Consider the following 17,348-nt stretch of genomic DNA (forward strand, 5'->3'; position numbering starts at 1 on the left):
TATTTATAGAATGCCTTGAATTCTGCTGTGTTAACGCCATTATTCACTCTATACATTGATGATGGCGAGAAACTCTTATGTCGAATACTGTTTTTTGTAAGAAATTCCAGAAAGAAATGGAAGCCTTAGATCGTGCGCCATTGCCCGGGGCAAAAGGCCAAGAGATTCTACAGAATGTGTCTAAGCAAGCTTGGCAAGAATGGCAGCAACTTCAGACCATGATGATTAATGAAAAACAACTGAACTTGATGCAACCAGAATCTCGCAAATATGTAATGGAGCAGATGGAAAAGTTTTTCAATAATGAAGCAACGGATAAGCTGGCGGGATATGTTGATCCTGATGAGATTAAAGAACTCTAGGGAAGGTGCGAATAAGTCTACTAAGCCTCAGTCTTTCAGAGAAATCGTCAAATAAGGCGCGACTCTGAAGGAATGTAGGTACCTTTCAAAGAGTCGCAACGACATGTGGCGTTTTCTCTGAAAGACCCGCAGGGCATGCTCTAAAAGCCTGTATTCTTTGTTGAGCACCTCGAAAATAGAACCACTATTCACATTCGGTACTCGCCTCGAATAACAGGCTTTTATCCACATGCTGAGACAAGAGGGCTTGTTCGCACCTTCCCTAGGCTTTAAATAATAGCGGATTGTAAAAAAATGCCCCTTGCTAACGATTTAGCAAGGGGCATTTTTATTGGTCGGCTGTATTTTTTAGTACGAGCGCAATGTCATTTACTGGGTGACAAAGCTGGCAAACAAGATGTCTTTAACAGGTGAAAGGTTAGTTTCTTCTTGCAGGGCGTCGTTTACTGCAATAGCCGCTTCTTCACGGGTTTTTTCGCGGGCAATCGCGCCAGTAACTTGTTCTGTGGTTCGAGAACTAAGGAACATCACGATAGCGTCTCTGACCAATGGCATATTGGCTTCGATTAAGTCTTTAGAATTGGTGTCGGTGCGAATACTGATACTGGTTTTAATGTATTTAAGTTGGCCGTCGCTCCCAAGGTGATTCACGACAAAATTAGGCTTTAACTCGATATAAGCCGCGGTTGCGGCGGCTTCGTCTTCGGCATGGCTTGTTATACTCGTTAGCGCACAGAGTAATACTAAGGCAAATAAGCGTGATTTGTTGCGCAGGGATATCATCAATGACATGTTAGGTTCTCGTTTTCATTCCAATAGCCAGTATACTAACTGGCATTAAAGCTATCTGTCAGCAGTAATTTAGCACTTTACTGTTTCTCTGTTGTCGTAATAATAGTATTCGATTAAAAATGTCCCATTAGCAAGTTTAGGAATCTTTTTATATGTTCGCGTTTTTATCTGCTCGTCGTTTTCATGGTTTGGTTGCGTTTGCGGCTTTTGCTCTTTTGGCAGTGGCATTTTATATGGAATATCAGATGGGCTTAGAGCCTTGTCCGTTATGTATGTTGCAACGTATCGTGTTTTTCTGTGTTGGTGTGGTGTCGTTGGTTTCTGCTTTAACGGGGAGTGAAAAAGCGCGAAAAGTATTTGCTTGGATCGTGGTTGTTTTGTCTTTCGCTGGTGCCGCGTTAGCGATTCGTCATTTGTATCTACAAAGCTTACCAATGGACGAGCTGCCTGCCTGCTTACCAGGGTTAAGTTACATGTTTGAGGTTTTTCCATGGCAAGAAATTATGCAAGCTATGGTGATGGGAACCGGTGAGTGTGGCGATGTAGTTTGGACGTTTTTGGGTCTTAGTATTCCTGGTTGGACTCTGGTTGCGTTTGTTGGTATGGCCATCATTAATATTGTGATTGCATTGCGAGCAAATAAAAAAGCCTCTTTTTAAATAGGGGGGTTGCGAGTGTTTTGGCAAAGGATTATCGAATACGGTAATCCAATAAAACACTCTAAAAAGGTTACAAATCCCTCTGGCTATTACCTTGCAGGGGGTAACGTATCGGAATATGCTTGAGACAAAGTTTATTAATAATTAATGCCAGATGGAGTCTTAATATGTTAGAAGGTTGTAAAACAGCCCAAGAACGATGGGGCGGAGTGCACATTATTATTGACCGATGGTTAGAACAGCGTCGACAGCTATTGGAAACAGGCATTTATTTGCGTGAGCGTGGAGATTTAACGCCAACGGATACGCCTAAAATCCAAACCTTTTGTGAGCTGCTGGTCGACTATGTTTCTGCTGGCCACTTTACTGTCTATGAACAATTGGCTTTAGAAGCAAAAGAGTTTCATGACGACAGTGCTGCGAATCTTTTGCGTGAGTTGTTGCCTCTCATTGATAGCACCACCGAGGTGGCTATTGAGTTCAACGATAAATACGACACCAAAGAGCATTGTAATGCCCAGCTTGAGGCCTTGCCTTTTTCACTTCAGGCTTTGGCTGTGGTGATGGCTGAGCGCTTTCAGTACGAAGACCAGCTGATTAAGGAATTACATGAAGCGCACAGTGAAAAAAGCGCTTGAGCTTAGTTTAATCGCTTTCAGCTCGGTCGCTTTACTGTCTTGCTCGGGAGAGGCGCCAGTTCGAACGGCTCAATACGCTACGCAGGGTTTTTATTCTGCTGTGCTAAGTGATGACGGCACCACGTCATTGGTTGGTTCCATCCAACATGGCGGCAGCTTCTGGGTTAACGCCGTCAATGAGCGTCGCTTTAGCTGGAATCATGCCCAAGGCGATTACACTTCCCTGTATGGTGTGGATATTGATCCAAGTGGCCAATTTGCGGCCACGGGTGGTGCTCGAACGCTCGTCTTATGGAATACATCAACAGGAAAGTCAGATGGTTTCTGGACAACCCCTGGTGACATCCAATCTCTAAAACTCACCCAAAATGGCGATTATGCCTTGGTTGGTTTGAATGACCAGACGGCTCGTTTCTTCGATATAAAACGAGGCGGTATTAAGCAAACGCTCAGAACTGGCGCGACCGTCCGTGCAGTCGATGTGACACCTGATGGAATGATGGGCATAACCGGAGACGATTTTTCCAATGTCATCCTCTGGGATATGCAGACCGGCGAAAAGAAATACCAGTGGCCACTAAGTAATATCATTGGCAGTGTGGCGTTATCTGCTGACGGTAAATATGCGTTTGGTGCCGCCCAATTAGGAAACGCAAAAATCTGGTCAACGGCAACGGGTAAAGAGCTAACTAAAATAGACACTGGCGCATTGCAGTATCGTAACGCCAGCATCAGCCAAGCGGTCTTTTCCAAAGATGATCGATCTATTTTGCTTGGTGAAGTGAATAGCCGAGTCACCCTGGTGCAAGTCAGTACAGGCGCCGTTCAAAAAGAGTGGGAGCTTTTTACTCCAAAAAGTCGACCTAGTGGTGCCAGTGTTTTAGCGTTGGCTTTTGGTACCGGTAATCGTTATTACGCCATTGGTAGTAATGGTTATTTAAACGTATTGGAATAATTCATGTCTTATCACGACGACGAGTCTGCTTTACTTCTTGCTAAGCAAAACGACACTCAGCAAGAGCAGGCCAAACAATTTCAAATAAACAAAGTATCCGTTCATCTTCCTCTAAAATGGGGCGCTTTTTTTGCAACTCAAGCTTTTATTTCGGTTGCTGCTGGAGCATTTGGTGCCCACGCATTAACCGATATGTTGGACCCGAAAGCGCTAGGCTGGTGGCATACGGCCAGCCAATACCTTATGTATCATGCTTTAGCCGGATTAGCCGTGGTGGCGTTGTCTGCATATATACCTTCGACGAAAGTCATATTGTGGCTGCTTATTATTGGCAATGTTTTGTTTGCTGGTAGTTTGTATGTCATGGCTTTAACGGGGTACACCATATTAGGTGCGGTGACGCCATTGGGTGGGTTGTGCTACCTCATTGCTTGGGGGATTTTGATATGGCATTTATGGCGTTCAAGCAGTCATAATTCATAGACAATACATAGTCTAGGCTTTAATAAACGAACCGAAAAAAGCAGGACATTAAAGGCTTTTTTCGGTAGGATAGCGCCCCGCTAGTCTTACCCAAAAGACACGATTGGCCAATGATTGATCTAAAACGAACGTATTAGATCTGTGTCAGCTCATCAAAATAGAACACACTGAAGCGATATTTAACCATGCAAGAGCAAGAAAACGATACTCAAGAACCTATCAAGAAACGCACCATTCGCAGCTTTGTTGTACGTGGTGGTCGCATGACGGAAGGCCAACAAAAGAATTACGATGCGAACTGGGCCGTGTACGGTTTAGATCTTGCTGATGGGCGAATTGACTACACAACAGTATTTGGTCGTGAATCAGATGTGGTGCTTGAAGTTGGCTTTGGCATGGGAGCTTCGCTTGTTGAAATGGCGAAAAACGCGCCAGAGAAAGATTTTATCGGTATCGAAGTGCACCCACCAGGTGTTGCCAAACTGATGATGCTGGCAAAAGAAGAAGGCATTACTAATTTACGTGTTTACTGTGATGACGCGATTGAAATCATGGCAAATTGCTTACCGCAAAACACAGCCAGCACCTTTCAGTTGTTCTTCCCAGATCCTTGGCACAAGAAAAAGCACAATAAGCGTCGTATTGTTCAGCCGTTGTTTGCTCAGCAAGTAGCGAATGTATTAAAAGACGGTGGACACTTTCATATGGCCACAGATTGGCAGCCTTATGCCGAGCACATGATGGAAGTAATGGAAGCCCAAGAAGGCTATGAAAACGCAGCAGGTAAAGGTGAGTACCACCCTCGTCCTGAATCGCGTCCATTGACCAAATTTGAGCAACGTGGTGAACGTTTAGGTCATGGTGTTTGGGATTTGATTTATACAAAACAAAGGTAATCGAATAAATGGCTAATACATGCCCTTATCGGTATATTTAGATGATATATTTTAGATTTGAATAATTTTATTCCTTTATGGAGAGGCGTATTGTGACAAAAGGTCAGCTATCACAGGGAAAAATGGAACAAAGTTCAGATATAGCAAAATATCGGTTTGATCGTCATGATGATGAGATTGATTTAAAAGAGCTTATCTTGGCTCTATGGCAGGGGAAGTTTACAATCATTGTGGTGACTATCTTTTGCACAGTAATAGCAATTGCTTACGCATTATTAGCAAAAGAAAAGTGGACAACAGAGGCTATCATTACAGAGCCTCAGATAAGTGCTTTTGCAGATTACCAAAAAATGGTGAATGATTTCCAGCCTATTTTTGATGTTTATCAAGGTGGGACTATTCTGATTAGCCAGCAGTTAATGAGCTTTGTTTCACCCGAAAAACTATTTCAAATTTATTTACAGCAGTACAATGCTAGAAGTAATAAAAAAGACTACATTACTTCTTTTGATGGTTTTGAAGAAGAGTTAAAAACAATACATCAAACAAGTGAGGGTGATGAGTCTCGGGCCCAAGAGTCTAAATTGTATAACCAGTGGTATAAAAAGCTAACAGCAGCTGCAATAAAATCAAAAGACCAGCCAGAATCATACTCTCTAAAAGGTAATGGTGAGAATGCTAAAGAAAGTCTTGATTTTTTGAACGGGTACATTAAATATGTTGAAGCTAAGGCGCGAGAGCTTGTGCTTGCTAATCTCAAATCCACAGTTGATTCTAAATCTAGTGAATTAACTCAGCAAAAAAGCATGTTAGTGGATCAGGCAAAGAGTCGCTTGCAAAGTGAGACGGAGCTTGCTAAATATGCTTTGCAGATAGCTAAAGCTGCAGGTTTAGATGGGCCTCAGCAGAATTTAGGAGATCAAGAGATATTTGCCATCAATATTGGAGCTAATGCACTCGAAGCTAAAGTAAAAGTTTTAGAGGGTCTTAGTGCTGATCAGCTTAGCGTCATAGAGCCAAGATTACAGACAATTAGTTCAAAGCTGAACTTGTTAGATGTTTTGAACGTGAATTCAAATGTGTCTTTTAATACTTTTCAATACATTGAGGCACCAGAAAAGCCACTTAGTCGAACTGCACCTAAAAGGCCTCTTATTGCTGTTTTAGGAGTGCTGCTGGGAGGGATGTTAGGTTGCTTTATTGTGCTGGTGAGGTTTGCGTTTAGAGAAAAGTAAATGACTCAAAAGTAGTAAATATGGCTTAAGTTAGTTTGAAATAAAAAAGCGACTCAACGAGTCGCTTTTTTATTATTTAAATAAAGGTAGAAATAAATAGTTATTTGATTTCTACACTTTCACGGCTGTTGCCGGCATCAAAGTATTCTTGGAATACTTTAGGAGTGCGGCCACGGCCAGTCCATTCGTGAGTTTCGCCAGCCACTGTTAGGCGATATTTAGGTTCAACCGTTTTGCCTTTAGTTGCGCCTGCTTTTGGAGTCGTTAGCAATGCTACTTCTTCCATTGTTAAGCCGCTTTTCGCGATTAGGTTTGCGATTTCTTCAGCGCGAGCAGACTTTTGAGCTTGCTCTGCTTCACGAGCGGCTTCTTCTTCTTTTGCTTTTTCAAGCGCGTTGTTGAAGCCTGCAATTAGGTTTTCAAGTTGCGCAACGTTTAGCTCTTTTGCTGCTGCACGTGCTTTGGCTTTGTTGCCTGCTAATTCTAGTAATAAACTCATTGGTGTCTCCTAATTATCTGTTAAGAACTGGTTGCCTGTTAAGAACTGGTTGGTCCTGCACTGAAAAAGAGATCCATCTTTTATGGCCAGCGGTATGTGTTAAAATTCATAAATTCGAAACTTCCATAAGATCGGAAAAGATAAAGTGTTTTTAAATCTGATAGTAAATCTTAACCAGACGAAAAACGTGTTTTATCTTATGTTGCAAATTGAATATTAATTCGTACCGTAAAAAAACATTGAATTGATATCAGTACATTGTGATGTAATTTTATACTATTTCAAGTTTGTGTGTGGATTTTAATAAAAAACAACCTAACATGCTAACAAAATAATGCGTTTAATCCGTTAAAAAAGTGTAAACAATAGGGTAATAAATGAATTCCATATCAGATAACTTAAGAATAGAGTTTTCTATATTAAAAAAATACAGCGACAATATTATTCAATTATTCGAAGAAGGCGCAACCGTTCCATTCATTGCGCGGTATAGAAAAGAAAATACAGGCGGCATGAGCGATATGGATTTGCGGTCTTTTTACGATAGATGGCAATACTTAGTCGAATTAAAAAAACGTAAAGAAAGCATCCTTGCGTTATTAGCAGGCGATACAAATGTCTCAGACACCATAAGAAAAAAAATACAAAGCGCTGTCTCTAAAAATGAATTGGAGGATTTATACTCGCCCTTTAAGAAAACCCGTAAGACAAAAGCGGATGAGGCTAGAGAGCAGGGGCTTCAGCCTCTGGCTGCGTTAATATGGTCCGGCCAGCGCTCTGATACCTTGTCCGCAATCGACGCTTGGTGTAAACAGCATAATATTGTCCTGTCGGCAGAGTCTGCCTTAGAAGGGGCAACTGAAATATTGAATGAAGCAATTGCTAATGACAGCGAGGTTCTAAAAAAGGGTCGTGCAATATTGCTCAAAGACGGTCTTTTAACCAGTAGGGTGCTGCGAGGTAAAAAGGAGCAAGGTGAAAAATTTAGAGATTATTTTGATTATCAAGAAGCGATAATTAAAGTGCCTTCCCATCGTTTGCTTGCGCTCTTTCGAGGAAAAAAAGAGTCGATATTAAAATTAAGTGTTTCCCTAAAAAATGAGCAAAATTATCCAGATACATTAATTCTTCCCCACCTTAATTCATTGCTTGATGCAAGTTTGCCAGAATCCCATCGAGTAACGCCTTTGCAGCGTAAGTATTTAAATCATGCTTGGGAAAATAAACTTCTACCTAAACTAGAAACAGATGTTCTTTCTCAATTGAAAGAGCGGGCAGAAGAAGGCGCTATTCAGGTTTTTGCTGATAATTTGCAAGACTTATTAATGGCTGCACCGGCTGGCGCTTATAGAGTATTGGGTGTTGATCCAGGCTTTCGTAACGGCGTTAAGTTGGCCGTTATCGACGAACAGGGCTCTTTACTGGATCACGGTGTTATTTATCCTCATGGGCCTCAAAATCGCACACAAGAAGCCAGTGCAGTGCTTTCTAAGCTGATACACAAGCATGGCATTGGTTGGGTGGCGATTGGGAATGGAACGGCATCACGAGAAACAGAAGCACTAGTCAAAGCGCTCATTAGCGAATCGAATTTAGATTGCCGAGCTGTGGTGGTCAGCGAAGCGGGTGCGTCTGTCTATTCGGCGTCACCCATCGCAATACAAGAATTTCCAGATTTAGATGTCACTATTCGAGGTGCTGTGTCTATTGCTCGTCGTTTTCAAGATCCCCTTGCTGAATTAGTGAAAATTGACCCTCAAGCGATTGGCGTTGGTCAGTACCAGCATGACGTCAAAGCAGCCTTGTTGTCTAAGTCACTGGCAAACGTGGTGGAAGATTGCGTAAACCGCGTTGGGGTGGATATTAACCTCGCCTCGGTATCCTTACTGTCTTATGTTTCTGGGCTAACCAATCGATTAGCGCAAAATATCGTGGATTATCGCCAGCAAAAAGGGCGAATCGAATCCAGAAGTGAGCTATTGAAGATAAAAGGCATCGGTGATAAAAGCTTCGAGCAGTGCGCAGGCTTTTTAAGAATACTCAATGGCAAAGAAGCCTTAGACCAGTCTGGCGTGCACCCTGAATCCTATCCATTGGTTCAAAAAATGGCCGCGCAACTAAAGTTAAAAGCCCATGACTTGCTTAATAATAGCGGCGCTTTGCAGCAGTTAAAGTTGTCGGCACCAAGCTTTGCCCAGGCAGGCGATTTTACTTATACAGACATACTTAATGAACTTGCCAAGCCTGGCCGAGATCCAAGGCCCGAGTTTCGTTATGCGTCTTTTGATCACAGCGTGCAAAAGCTGGAAGATGTACACGAAGGCATGGAGTTAGAAGGCGTTGTGACCAACGTGGCAGCATTTGGCGCCTTTGTAGACTTAGGAGTGCATCAAGACGGATTGATTCATATCTCGCAATTGGCCGATCGATTTGTCAAAGACCCAAGAGATCTAGTGCGAGTAGGGCAAGTAGTCAAGGTCACCGTGTTAGAAGTGGACGTACAACGTAAGCGCATTGCCCTGAAAGCGAATGGGCTTTGATCAAAAGTCCCTGAAAACAAAAAACCGATTAGAAAACTCTAATCGGTTTTTAGGCATAACCAATAACAATAACTTAAAGGGGAAAAGTTAGTATTAAACAGCTACGGCGATTTGTGATTTTGCTGTGTTGAACGCTTCTTCACCTGGCTCGCCCATTGCTTGACCACCAGCAATGAAAGTCTCTTTCACATTTAGACCAATGAAGCCTAGGAATGTTTGAATGTGTGGTACTTGATGATCGACTGGCGCGCCCGCTAAGAAGCTACCGCTTGCAGCAAAAATGTAAGCATCTTTGTTTACAAGACCAACAGGGCCAGTTTCAGTGTATTTAAATGTACGGCCAGCACGAGCAACATAGTCAAAGTAAGACTTCAATGTAGAAGGGATGCCGAAGTTGTACATAGGTGCAGAAACAATAACTAGGTCAGCCGCTTCTAATTCAGCAATTAGCTCATCGCCAATCGCAGCAATAGCTTGTTGCTCAGCAGAACGATCTTCTTCTGGAGTGAACAAAGCACCCAATGTTTCGCCAGTAAAGTGAGGTAGTGGGTTCGCTGTTACATCACGAGCAACCACTTGGCCTTCAGGATTTTTTGCCAACCATTTTTCAACAAACTCGTTTGCTAGTTGACGTGATTTAGAGTTTTCGCCAGAAGCGCTAGAGTCAATACGTAATAAAGTAGCCATTTTAATAATTTCTCCTCGGTAATCTTAAGTGAGCCAAGATGGCTCGTCACTTGATAATGAAGCTATCTTATAACCAAGTTATTCGATTAAAAAGCGACATTTTTTGGAGATATTGATCGAAAAATACGATACATTAATCTTTCATATACGAATTACAAGAGAGCGACTGTGAAAGCCCCAAGAGTAACCCTAGAGCAATGGCGAGTACTGCAATCTGTTGTCGATAAAGGCGGTTTTGCGCAAGCGGCAGAAGCACTTCACAAAAGCCAATCTTCTGTCAGTTATACAGTCGCAAAGCTTCAAGAGCAGCTAGGCTATCCGTTATTAATTATAGAGGGGCGAAAAGCCAAGCTAACAGAGCGAGGTGAAGTCTTGTTGCGTCGTTCACGGCATTTATTAAAAGAAGCGGTAGATCTAGAAGAACTGGCTCACACACTTGGACAAGGTTGGGAGCCAGAACTAGAGCTAGTAGTCGATCAGGCGTTCCCGACGCCTGCTTTGCTGCGAGCCTTGCAAGCTTTCGAACCACAGAGCCAAGGCACACAAGTCCAGCTAAAAGAAGCCGTATTAAGTGGAGGCGAAGAAGCACTGCGAAAAGGCAGCCCAGATCTTGTACTTAGCTCTATCGTACCCAAAGGCTATTTGGCAGACCCCATAGTCGAAGTGGAAATGATCGCCGTCGCCGCGACGAGCCATCCCTTGCACCAAGAAGCAGACCCAATTAATAACGAACGCCTGAGCCGCGAGTTGCAGATTGTCATCCGAGACTCCGCATCGGAAACTTCTGTCGATGCGGGTTGGCTGGGTACAGATCGACGCTGGACGGTATCAAGCGTGCAATCCGCACTGGAAATCGTGACAAGCGGCATTGGTTTCGCGTGGTTGCCCAAGGCCGATTTAGAATACGCCTTGCAAAGTAGTAAGCTCAAAAGACTGAAACTGGTTTCTGGAAGCGAACGCAACTTTCACATGTATGCCATTTTTGGCAAAGGCGAGCGAACTGGCCCAGCGACGCGTCTATTAGTAGAACTCCTTCAAGCTGAATGCAATGCGTGTCCAAGACGCTCTGCCATTTCGCAAGCGCCTTAATCAAGCCCAGCTTTATTCCTGAACCTGATCTTGAATAATACTCAGCAGGGAAGGTAAAAAAGAACGCTCTACTTTATTTTCTTCGCTCCAAAGTTTTGCAATGGCAATGGCTTTGGGGCAATGAAACAGCAGTTTATGTACGTTTATTTTGACCACAAGTTTTGGCAGTTTAGTATTTTCGGCAAATAACGCCAGCGTCTCGTTATCGGTATGTAAGCTGGCGTGACCTTTTAGACGGACAACTTCACCGATCCCCGGAATCATGAAAAGCAGGCCAACTTCTGGCCTTTCTACAATATTTCTCAAACTGTCTAAGCGATTATTACCCGCCGTGTCGGCAAAGGCGATGGTATTTGAATCCAGCACTATAACAAACCCTGCATCGCCGCCACGAGGCGACACATCTGCAAAGCCATTCTCATCCGTTGTCGACATGATAATAAAAGGACAGTGTTCTATGAAGGTGATGGAATGCTGTTCTAGTGCATCAATCTCTTTTTTCAAGGCTAAAGGATGCGCCTCATTATAAAGCTCATCAAGTTGTGTTGGTTCGCTGATTTGGCTCATGCTAATCCTTTACTATAGTGGTGTGTAATTCATTCGATAATGGTTTTCATTAATTTTTGCGGCTATTTTATACTGCTGATGCTGTAATGTAACGCATCAGCATCAGAGTAATTACTTTCTGACAATCTTTGAGCTAAGTTTTTTGAGATGCTTTGAAAATCATTGGTTTATGATTTTTTATAAAAATTGTCATTTTTTTTGTGACAATTTGGGTTGTGACGGTTTGGGCAAAAAGGTCTAATAGCTCGAATAAGTAATATTCATTATTAAAAGACACCAATTCAAGGATGCTCATGACTCAGGATATCGTAATTCTTGCTGCCGGAAAGGGCAGTCGAATGAAATCAGCCTTTTCCAAGGTATTGCACAAAGTTGGCGGCATCGCCATGGTAAAACGAGTACTCACAACAGCAAGTACACTACCTGAATCAAAACTACATTTAATTGTTGGCCACCAAGGCGAACAAGTCGAGGCAAATTGTCAGGATTTTTCGGCCAATATTGTTTGGCAAAATGATCCGCAAGGCACTGGCGATGCATTACGTCGCGTTGCGCCTTTCCTTCAAGCAGATGGCGCGACATTAACGCTTTACGGCGATGTTCCGCTAATCCGTGCCAGTACATTGCAAAAAATGACGGCGCTGTCTGATTCTAATACTTTGGTTTTGTTAACAATCTCTCTTGATAATCCAACAGGATACGGGCGTATCGTGCGCAATGATCAAGGCAAAGTGACGGCGATTGTGGAGCAAAAAGACGCCACAGCTAGCCAGCTTGCGATTAATGAAGTGAACACAGGCATTCTGCTTGCGCCAAATAATCATCTACAAGGCTGGCTTGCATCGCTAACGAACAACAACGCTCAAGGTGAATATTACCTGACCGATGTGATTGCCATGGCGGCACGTGATGGTGTGGATATCGTTACGGTGAACCCTGAAAATGAAGCCGAAGTGGCTGGCGTCAATGACCGTGTTCAGCTTGCCGCATTGGAGCGTGAGCTGCAAAACCAGCAAGCCATTAGCCTTATGCAAAATGGCGCAACATTACTAGATCCATCCCGCATTGATGTGCGTGGAGAATTGACAACCGGCAACGACGTGGTGATCGACGTAAACTGTGTCTTTGAAGGCAAAGTAATACTGGGTGCTGGCGTGGAAGTTGGGCCAAATTGCCACCTTAAAAACTGCACCATTGGCGATAACACCATTATTAAAAGCAACACCCTCATTGAAGACAGCCAAGTTGGTGAAAATTGCGACATAGGTCCCTTTGCTCGTTTACGTCCAGGTACTCAACTTGCTAATAAAGCCAAGATCGGCAACTTTGTTGAAACCAAAAAAGCCATCATTGGCGAAGGCAGCAAGGTCAATCACCTAAGCTACATTGGTGACACAGAAATGGGGGCGAACGTGAACGTTGGCGCGGGCACCATTACCTGTAATTACGACGGCGTGAATAAACATCAAACGCAGGTGGCCGATAATGTTTTCATTGGTTCAAACACCTCGTTAGTTGCTCCAGTGCAAGTGGCTGAAGGTGCGACGATAGCGGCCGGCTCGACTATCACGAAACAAGTGGGCGAGAAGCAATTGGCTTTCGCCAGAGCGCGACAAACGAATAAAGACAATTGGCCTCGACCAACCAAAAAGTAACGTTTTAGCTTTTAATCTTTTTGGGTGTAATTCCTCGCCGCTTGCGGCGCTAATAATTATAGCCACGCCACGATTGCCATTCCCGCGAAGGCTGGAAACCAGTGGTGTTGTCTAAATAGGGTTATTTCCGATGACCATAAGTGATTGATTCCCGCCTTCGCGGGAATGACGGAATAGAAAAGGGGTCAGATCCCTTTTACAGAACATTCGTAATTAGACTATTTAATATTAATTTTAAGGGATCTGACCCCTTTTTTCACAGAAAAAAAGGACTCTCTCATGTGCGGAATAGTTGGCGCCATTGCACGCCGTAACGTATCAAAAATTTTAATTGAAGGACTTAGTCGCCTTGAATATCGTGGCTATGATTCATCTGGTGTTGCCATTAACAACGAAGAAGGTGTTTATTCGCACCGTGCTGTGGGCAAAGTTCAAGCTTTAAAAGATAAATTTGCAGCAGAGCCGCTAGATGGAAAAATGGGCATTGCCCATACTCGTTGGGCAACCCATGGTAAGCCAACCGAAGCGAATGCGCATCCGCACTTTTCCGGTGATGATTTGGCGTTAGTTCATAACGGCATTATTGAAAATCACGGACCATTGCGCAGCGAATTAAAAGCTAAAGGTTATGAATTCAAATCTGAAACAGACACCGAAGTCATTGTTCATCTTATTCATGATGCAATGAAAACACAGCCAGATTTACTGAAAGCAGTGCAAGCAACATTAACCAAACTCCATGGCGCATTTGCCATTGGCGTTGTGCAAAAAGACGACAACGAACGCTTTATAGCGGCTCGTAAAGGCAGTCCGCTGGTTATTGGTGTTGGTATCGAAGAAAACTTCATTGCCTCAGATCAGCTTGCGCTATTGCATGTGACTGACCAATTTATCTTTTTGGAAGAAGGCGATATAGCAGAAGTTAGCCGCGACCAAGTGTCTATCTATGATGCAAAAGGCGAGTTGCAAGATCGTCCTATTAGCGTGTTTAACCACAATATTGATGCGACAGACAAAGGCGAATTTCGTCATTACATGATGAAAGAAATCTACGAGCAACCTAAAGTGATCAGTGCTTGTCTAGAAGGTCGTATCAGTGAAACCAAGGTGCTGACTAGCTGCTTTGGGGTGGATTCTGCTTTCTTAAAAGAAATCGAAAACGTACACATCGTTGCGTGTGGTACCAGTTACCATGCCGGCATGGTAGCAAAATACTGGATCGAAGATTTAGCGGGTTTACCATGTACTGTTGAAGTGGCCAGCGAATATCGCTATCGCAAAGTAGCCGTGCCAAAGAAAACTTTATTTTTGACCTTGTCGCAATCGGGCGAAACGGCTGACACATTAGCAGCTCTACGTATGGCAAAAGAACTGGGGTATTTAACCACGTTAGCCATCTGTAATGTGCCATCAAGCACCTTAGTGCGTGAGTCAGCGCTTACTCTGTTGACCAATGCCGGCCCTGAAATTGGCGTAGCATCAACCAAAGCCTTTACCACTCAGCTAACAGCATTATTGATTACCAGTGTGGCCATTGCTGTCGAAAACGGCTTGTCCGCAGAAAAAGAAAAAGAGTTGGTTCAAGCCATGCGTTCTTTACCTGCTTACGTGAATGATGCTTTATTGGCAGATGCACACATTAAGAAAGTGGCGGATCGATTTGCCAATAAAACCAATGCGCTATTTTTGGGACGCGGCACAATGTTCCCAATTGCACTAGAAGGCTCCCTGAAACTAAAAGAGATTTCTTATATTCATGCGGAAGCTTACCCTGCAGGCGAGCTGAAACACGGCCCATTAGCATTAGTCGATGAAGACATGCCGATTATTGCCTTGGTTCCACATAACGACATGTTGGACAAACTTAAGTCAAACCTGCAAGAAGTCGCCGCCCGCGGTGGCGAACTGTATGTCTTTGCGGATAAAGACACAGACCTGCATAACGAAGACAACATCACCTTCACCGAAGTGCCAAAAGTAGACAGCATCCTAGAGCCAATTGTGCATACCATCCCACTGCAGTTATTGTCTTACCATGTAGCTGTTGTTAAAGGCACCGATGTAGATCAACCTCGCAACCTAGCGAAGTCTGTGACGGTGGAATAGGGCTGTAATAAACCTCTGGCTGTTGTTCTTTGGGTGACAGCTGGAGGTCTATCATGGTACCACCACTTCACATTCTGGATGCTCTATTTCAATCAACCCCTTTAACGTCCGCTTGGCACTATCATCCCCATGGACCAAATGTACTTTTCTTGGTCTCACTCGCATACGCTTAATAAAATTCAATAAATCCCGTTGCCCAGCGTGGGCAGAATAGCCACTGATCTGCTGCACTTTTGCGTTAATGGCATAACACTCCCCATCAAACACCACATAACCATTTGGCTGGTCGTGATATCGCAAAATATCTCGCCCTGGTGTGCCTGCTGCCTGATAGCCCACAAACAACACATCGTTACGCTCATCACCCAACAAAGCTTTTAAATAATTCACAATACGACCGCCAGCACACATGCCTGAGGCAGCAATAACAATAGCGGGGCGAGTTTGGCGCTGCAGGTAAGAGACGGTTTGTCAATGGGTGGTATGACCATCAATCGTCGTGACTTGCTCGAAATTCAACGGATGGCGACCTGAACTTACGCGGTGCTTTGCCTCATCATCCCAATAGTTCGCCAAAGATCGATACACCTCAGTAAAACGACTCGCCAATGGTGAATCAATAATAATATCGATGTCTTCCCAATTTAACGAAACACCGGAGCGAGTCTGGCTAACAGGTTTTAGCTTGTTCTGATGAATAATATGTTCCAGCTCATACAGCAACTCTTGCGTACGGCCAATACTAAAAGCTGGAATCAGCACAGTGCCAGAATCACTGAGCGCATGCTCTAAACTTTGCTGTAAGTGCTTGCGCCTTGTTGCGCGTTTTTCATGATTTCTATCGCCATACGTGCTTTCTAAAACAAGCTGATCTACACGGTAAGGCGATTGTGGTGCAGGTAATAAAGGCGAGTGGGGTGCACCTAAATCCCCTGAGAACAACACATCATGGTAGCGTTTTTCTTGGGATCTAATTTCAGCATTAGAGACTCTGAAAATAACATAAGCCGAACCCAAAATATGCCCAGCACGACGCATCTGCACTTGTGCTTTGGTGGTATTGTTGGAAGTTAAAGGAACGTCAGTCCAAGTTTTATAATCCAGCGGAACTAACTGCGATGCCAAGCGCTCCAAACACGCCTTAATTATGCTGGCATTGCGCGTCACACCCACCTTAAGCGCATCTTCAATCACCAAAGGCAATAACTCAGCACTGGGTTTAGAGCAATAAATCGGTCCCGTAAATCCCGCCGCCAACAAATAAGGCAAACGCCCAACATGATCGATATGAACATGAGTAATCACCAACGCCTGAACAGCCGACAGATCAAAATCGATTTCTAAACTGTTTGAATCCGCCCCAGACCCAGACGTCTCCGCCCCCTGAAACAGACCACAATCCACCAACACAGACTGATCAGAATCAACAAACAACTCATGACAAGAACCCGTCACACCCTGCACAGCTCCATAGTGCTTAATAGATAACATACAAATCCTTATGTATTTTTTTAAACAAGAGCTTACAATTTAATCATATTAGAATTTATATGTTGATGCTTTTTCACGAATTCTTTCGTGTGCCTTGGAGACCTCAGTCAAGCTTCTGAAGAACTTTTGGATCACATTCTTTGCATGCTTAGAGGTTTTAAATTAAGATTGTTCACATGTTGAACGCTGTTCTGTAGTTGTCAAAAAACAACTAGGTGAAGGGATAGGGAAGTACGTTTTTGGCTTTGAATAGGCTGACTCTGCTAAGGTTATCTTTATGTTGACTGATGAATATCATTACAAGATTTTAAAAGAACTACAACAAGACCCAAACATTAGCCAACGGGAACTTGCTAAGCGTCTAGACATCAGCCTAGGAAAAGCCAACTTTTGCCTAAAAGCACTAATAGAAAAAGGCCTGATAAAAGCGGAAAACTTTAAAAACAGCACTAACAAAATAGGCTATTTATACCTACTCACCCCAAAAGGCATAGAAGAAAAGGTTTCTCTTACACAGCGTTTTTTGCAACGAAAATTAAAAGAACACGAAGCCCTAGAAAAAGAAATAGAGCAACTAAGGCAAGAAGTGAAAACATAATGCCCCGTAGGCCGGATGAGACGAGGCACGAGGCGTGATCTGACAATGAAAAACTTGATGAAGATTTAATTAAATTAACCAAAAAAGAGCCATAGA

General features: G+C 43.4%; 17 protein-coding genes and 1 pseudogene. 12 read left to right on the forward strand and 6 right to left on the reverse strand.

What is annotated here, in order from left to right:
• Positions 1-77 precede the first annotated feature (77 nt).
• A complete protein-coding gene (locus KDW99_RS03100; RefSeq protein ID WP_255827864.1) occupies positions 78-362 on the forward strand; it encodes an oxidative damage protection protein in 285 nt (94 codons plus the stop codon).
• Positions 363-731: 369 nt separating this feature from the next.
• On the opposite strand, the gene KDW99_RS03105 is transcribed toward KDW99_RS03100, so the two are convergent.
• Complete coding sequence (locus tag KDW99_RS03105) at positions 732-1,154, reverse strand: flagellar basal body-associated FliL family protein (RefSeq protein ID WP_255827865.1); 423 nt, start codon at positions 1,152-1,154, stop codon at positions 732-734.
• A gap of 152 nt (positions 1,155-1,306) precedes the next feature.
• Here KDW99_RS03105 and KDW99_RS03110 point away from each other — a divergent pair, with 152 nt between their 5' ends.
• The 6 genes from KDW99_RS03110 to KDW99_RS03135 all read left to right on the forward strand — a co-directional run bounded on the left by KDW99_RS03110 (position 1,307) and on the right by KDW99_RS03135 (position 6,020).
• Positions 1,307-1,813: a disulfide bond formation protein B gene (locus tag KDW99_RS03110; RefSeq protein ID WP_255827866.1), complete on the forward strand. Its 507-nt coding sequence runs from the start codon at positions 1,307-1,309 to the stop codon at positions 1,811-1,813.
• 167 nt (positions 1,814-1,980) lie between these two features.
• On the forward strand, positions 1,981-2,451 hold the full coding sequence (rsd, locus tag KDW99_RS03115; RefSeq protein WP_255827867.1) for a sigma D regulator: 471 nt from the start codon (positions 1,981-1,983) through the stop codon (positions 2,449-2,451).
• Positions 2,423-3,406 carry a WD40 repeat domain-containing protein gene (locus KDW99_RS03120; protein WP_255827868.1) on the forward strand — a complete coding sequence of 328 codons (984 nt, stop codon included), beginning with the start codon at positions 2,423-2,425 and terminating at the stop codon, positions 3,404-3,406. Before rsd ends, KDW99_RS03120 begins: the two co-directional genes overlap by 29 nt.
• Before the next feature lie 3 nt (positions 3,407-3,409).
• Complete coding sequence (locus KDW99_RS03125) at positions 3,410-3,889, forward strand: DUF423 domain-containing protein (RefSeq protein WP_255827869.1); 480 nt, start codon at positions 3,410-3,412, stop codon at positions 3,887-3,889.
• A gap of 185 nt (positions 3,890-4,074) precedes the next feature.
• On the forward strand, positions 4,075-4,785 hold the full coding sequence (gene trmB, locus KDW99_RS03130) for a tRNA (guanosine(46)-N7)-methyltransferase TrmB (protein ID WP_255827870.1): 711 nt from the start codon (positions 4,075-4,077) through the stop codon (positions 4,783-4,785).
• A 92-nt stretch (positions 4,786-4,877) separates the two neighbouring features.
• Positions 4,878-6,020 carry an LPS O-antigen chain length determinant protein WzzB gene (locus KDW99_RS03135; protein ID WP_255827871.1) on the forward strand — a complete coding sequence of 381 codons (1,143 nt, stop codon included), beginning with the start codon at positions 4,878-4,880 and terminating at the stop codon, positions 6,018-6,020.
• A gap of 100 nt (positions 6,021-6,120) precedes the next feature.
• Here the strand turns inward: KDW99_RS03135 and KDW99_RS03140 are convergent, their stop codons facing one another.
• Complete coding sequence (locus KDW99_RS03140) at positions 6,121-6,519, reverse strand: H-NS histone family protein (protein ID WP_255827872.1); 399 nt, start codon at positions 6,517-6,519, stop codon at positions 6,121-6,123.
• A gap of 377 nt (positions 6,520-6,896) precedes the next feature.
• On the opposite strand from KDW99_RS03140, the gene KDW99_RS03145 reads away from it, so the two are divergent.
• The gene (locus KDW99_RS03145; RefSeq protein WP_255827873.1) at positions 6,897-9,059 is read left to right on the forward strand and encodes a Tex family protein; all 2,163 of its coding nucleotides are present in this window, start codon (positions 6,897-6,899) and stop codon (positions 9,057-9,059) included.
• Positions 9,060-9,152: 93 nt separating this feature from the next.
• Here KDW99_RS03145 and KDW99_RS03150 read toward each other — a convergent pair whose 3' ends face one another.
• Positions 9,153-9,746, reverse strand: a complete 594-nt coding sequence (locus KDW99_RS03150) for an FMN-dependent NADH-azoreductase (RefSeq protein WP_255827874.1) — start codon at positions 9,744-9,746, stop codon at positions 9,153-9,155.
• Positions 9,747-9,914: 168 nt separating this feature from the next.
• Between KDW99_RS03150 and KDW99_RS03155 the strand changes: the two genes are divergently transcribed.
• Positions 9,915-10,835 carry a LysR family transcriptional regulator gene (locus KDW99_RS03155; protein ID WP_255827875.1) on the forward strand — a complete coding sequence of 307 codons (921 nt, stop codon included), beginning with the start codon at positions 9,915-9,917 and terminating at the stop codon, positions 10,833-10,835.
• A gap of 12 nt (positions 10,836-10,847) precedes the next feature.
• On the opposite strand, the gene KDW99_RS03160 is transcribed toward KDW99_RS03155, so the two are convergent.
• The gene (locus KDW99_RS03160) at positions 10,848-11,402 is read right to left on the reverse strand and encodes an MSMEG_1061 family FMN-dependent PPOX-type flavoprotein (RefSeq protein ID WP_255827876.1); all 555 of its coding nucleotides are present in this window, start codon (positions 11,400-11,402) and stop codon (positions 10,848-10,850) included.
• 293 nt (positions 11,403-11,695) lie between these two features.
• Here KDW99_RS03160 and glmU point away from each other — a divergent pair, with 293 nt between their 5' ends.
• Together glmU and glmS are read left to right on the forward strand one after the other, a co-directional pair.
• A complete protein-coding gene (gene glmU, locus KDW99_RS03165; RefSeq protein WP_255827877.1) occupies positions 11,696-13,057 on the forward strand; it encodes a bifunctional UDP-N-acetylglucosamine diphosphorylase/glucosamine-1-phosphate N-acetyltransferase GlmU in 1,362 nt (453 codons plus the stop codon).
• 279 nt (positions 13,058-13,336) lie between these two features.
• The gene (glmS, locus tag KDW99_RS03170) at positions 13,337-15,163 is read left to right on the forward strand and encodes a glutamine--fructose-6-phosphate transaminase (isomerizing) (RefSeq protein WP_255827878.1); all 1,827 of its coding nucleotides are present in this window, start codon (positions 13,337-13,339) and stop codon (positions 15,161-15,163) included.
• Between the two features lie 51 nt (positions 15,164-15,214).
• Here the strand turns inward: glmS and KDW99_RS20500 are convergent, their stop codons facing one another.
• Positions 15,215-15,502 (reverse strand): MBL fold metallo-hydrolase RNA specificity domain-containing protein, encoded by a 288-nt coding sequence (locus KDW99_RS20500; RefSeq protein WP_370646894.1) that lies wholly within the window; start codon positions 15,500-15,502, stop codon positions 15,215-15,217.
• A pseudogene (locus tag KDW99_RS03175) lies at positions 15,476-16,654 on the reverse strand (MBL fold metallo-hydrolase); the annotation flags it as partial. The pseudogene KDW99_RS03175 and the gene KDW99_RS20500, both read right to left, overlap by 27 nt.
• 277 nt (positions 16,655-16,931) lie before the next feature.
• Here KDW99_RS03175 and KDW99_RS03180 point away from each other — a divergent pair.
• Positions 16,932-17,252 (forward strand): MarR family EPS-associated transcriptional regulator, encoded by a 321-nt coding sequence (locus KDW99_RS03180; protein ID WP_255827879.1) that lies wholly within the window; start codon positions 16,932-16,934, stop codon positions 17,250-17,252.
• Positions 17,253-17,348: the final 96 nt, after the last annotated feature.

This window comes from Marinomonas rhizomae (assembly GCF_024397855.1).
In the GTDB taxonomy this organism is placed as follows: Bacteria; Pseudomonadota; Gammaproteobacteria; order Pseudomonadales; family Marinomonadaceae; genus Marinomonas; species Marinomonas rhizomae_A.

Coding starts and splice junctions, on each gene's coding strand:
- KDW99_RS03100 (WP_255827864.1), top strand. CDS start 78: ATGTCGAATACTGTTTTTTGTAAGAAATTCCAGAAAGAAATGGAAGCC.
- KDW99_RS03105 (WP_255827865.1), bottom strand. CDS start 1,154: ATGTCATTGATGATATCCCTGCGCAACAAATCACGCTTATTTGCCTTA.
- KDW99_RS03110 (WP_255827866.1), top strand. CDS start 1,307: ATGTTCGCGTTTTTATCTGCTCGTCGTTTTCATGGTTTGGTTGCGTTT.
- rsd (WP_255827867.1), top strand. CDS start 1,981: ATGTTAGAAGGTTGTAAAACAGCCCAAGAACGATGGGGCGGAGTGCAC.
- KDW99_RS03120 (WP_255827868.1), top strand. CDS start 2,423: ATGAAGCGCACAGTGAAAAAAGCGCTTGAGCTTAGTTTAATCGCTTTC.
- KDW99_RS03125 (WP_255827869.1), top strand. CDS start 3,410: ATGTCTTATCACGACGACGAGTCTGCTTTACTTCTTGCTAAGCAAAAC.
- trmB (WP_255827870.1), top strand. CDS start 4,075: ATGCAAGAGCAAGAAAACGATACTCAAGAACCTATCAAGAAACGCACC.
- KDW99_RS03140 (WP_255827872.1), bottom strand. CDS start 6,519: ATGAGTTTATTACTAGAATTAGCAGGCAACAAAGCCAAAGCACGTGCA.
- KDW99_RS03145 (WP_255827873.1), top strand. CDS start 6,897: ATGAATTCCATATCAGATAACTTAAGAATAGAGTTTTCTATATTAAAA.
- KDW99_RS03150 (WP_255827874.1), bottom strand. CDS start 9,746: ATGGCTACTTTATTACGTATTGACTCTAGCGCTTCTGGCGAAAACTCT.
- KDW99_RS03160 (WP_255827876.1), bottom strand. CDS start 11,402: ATGAGCCAAATCAGCGAACCAACACAACTTGATGAGCTTTATAATGAG.
- glmU (WP_255827877.1), top strand. CDS start 11,696: ATGACTCAGGATATCGTAATTCTTGCTGCCGGAAAGGGCAGTCGAATG.
- glmS (WP_255827878.1), top strand. CDS start 13,337: ATGTGCGGAATAGTTGGCGCCATTGCACGCCGTAACGTATCAAAAATT.
- KDW99_RS03180 (WP_255827879.1), top strand. CDS start 16,932: ATGTTGACTGATGAATATCATTACAAGATTTTAAAAGAACTACAACAA.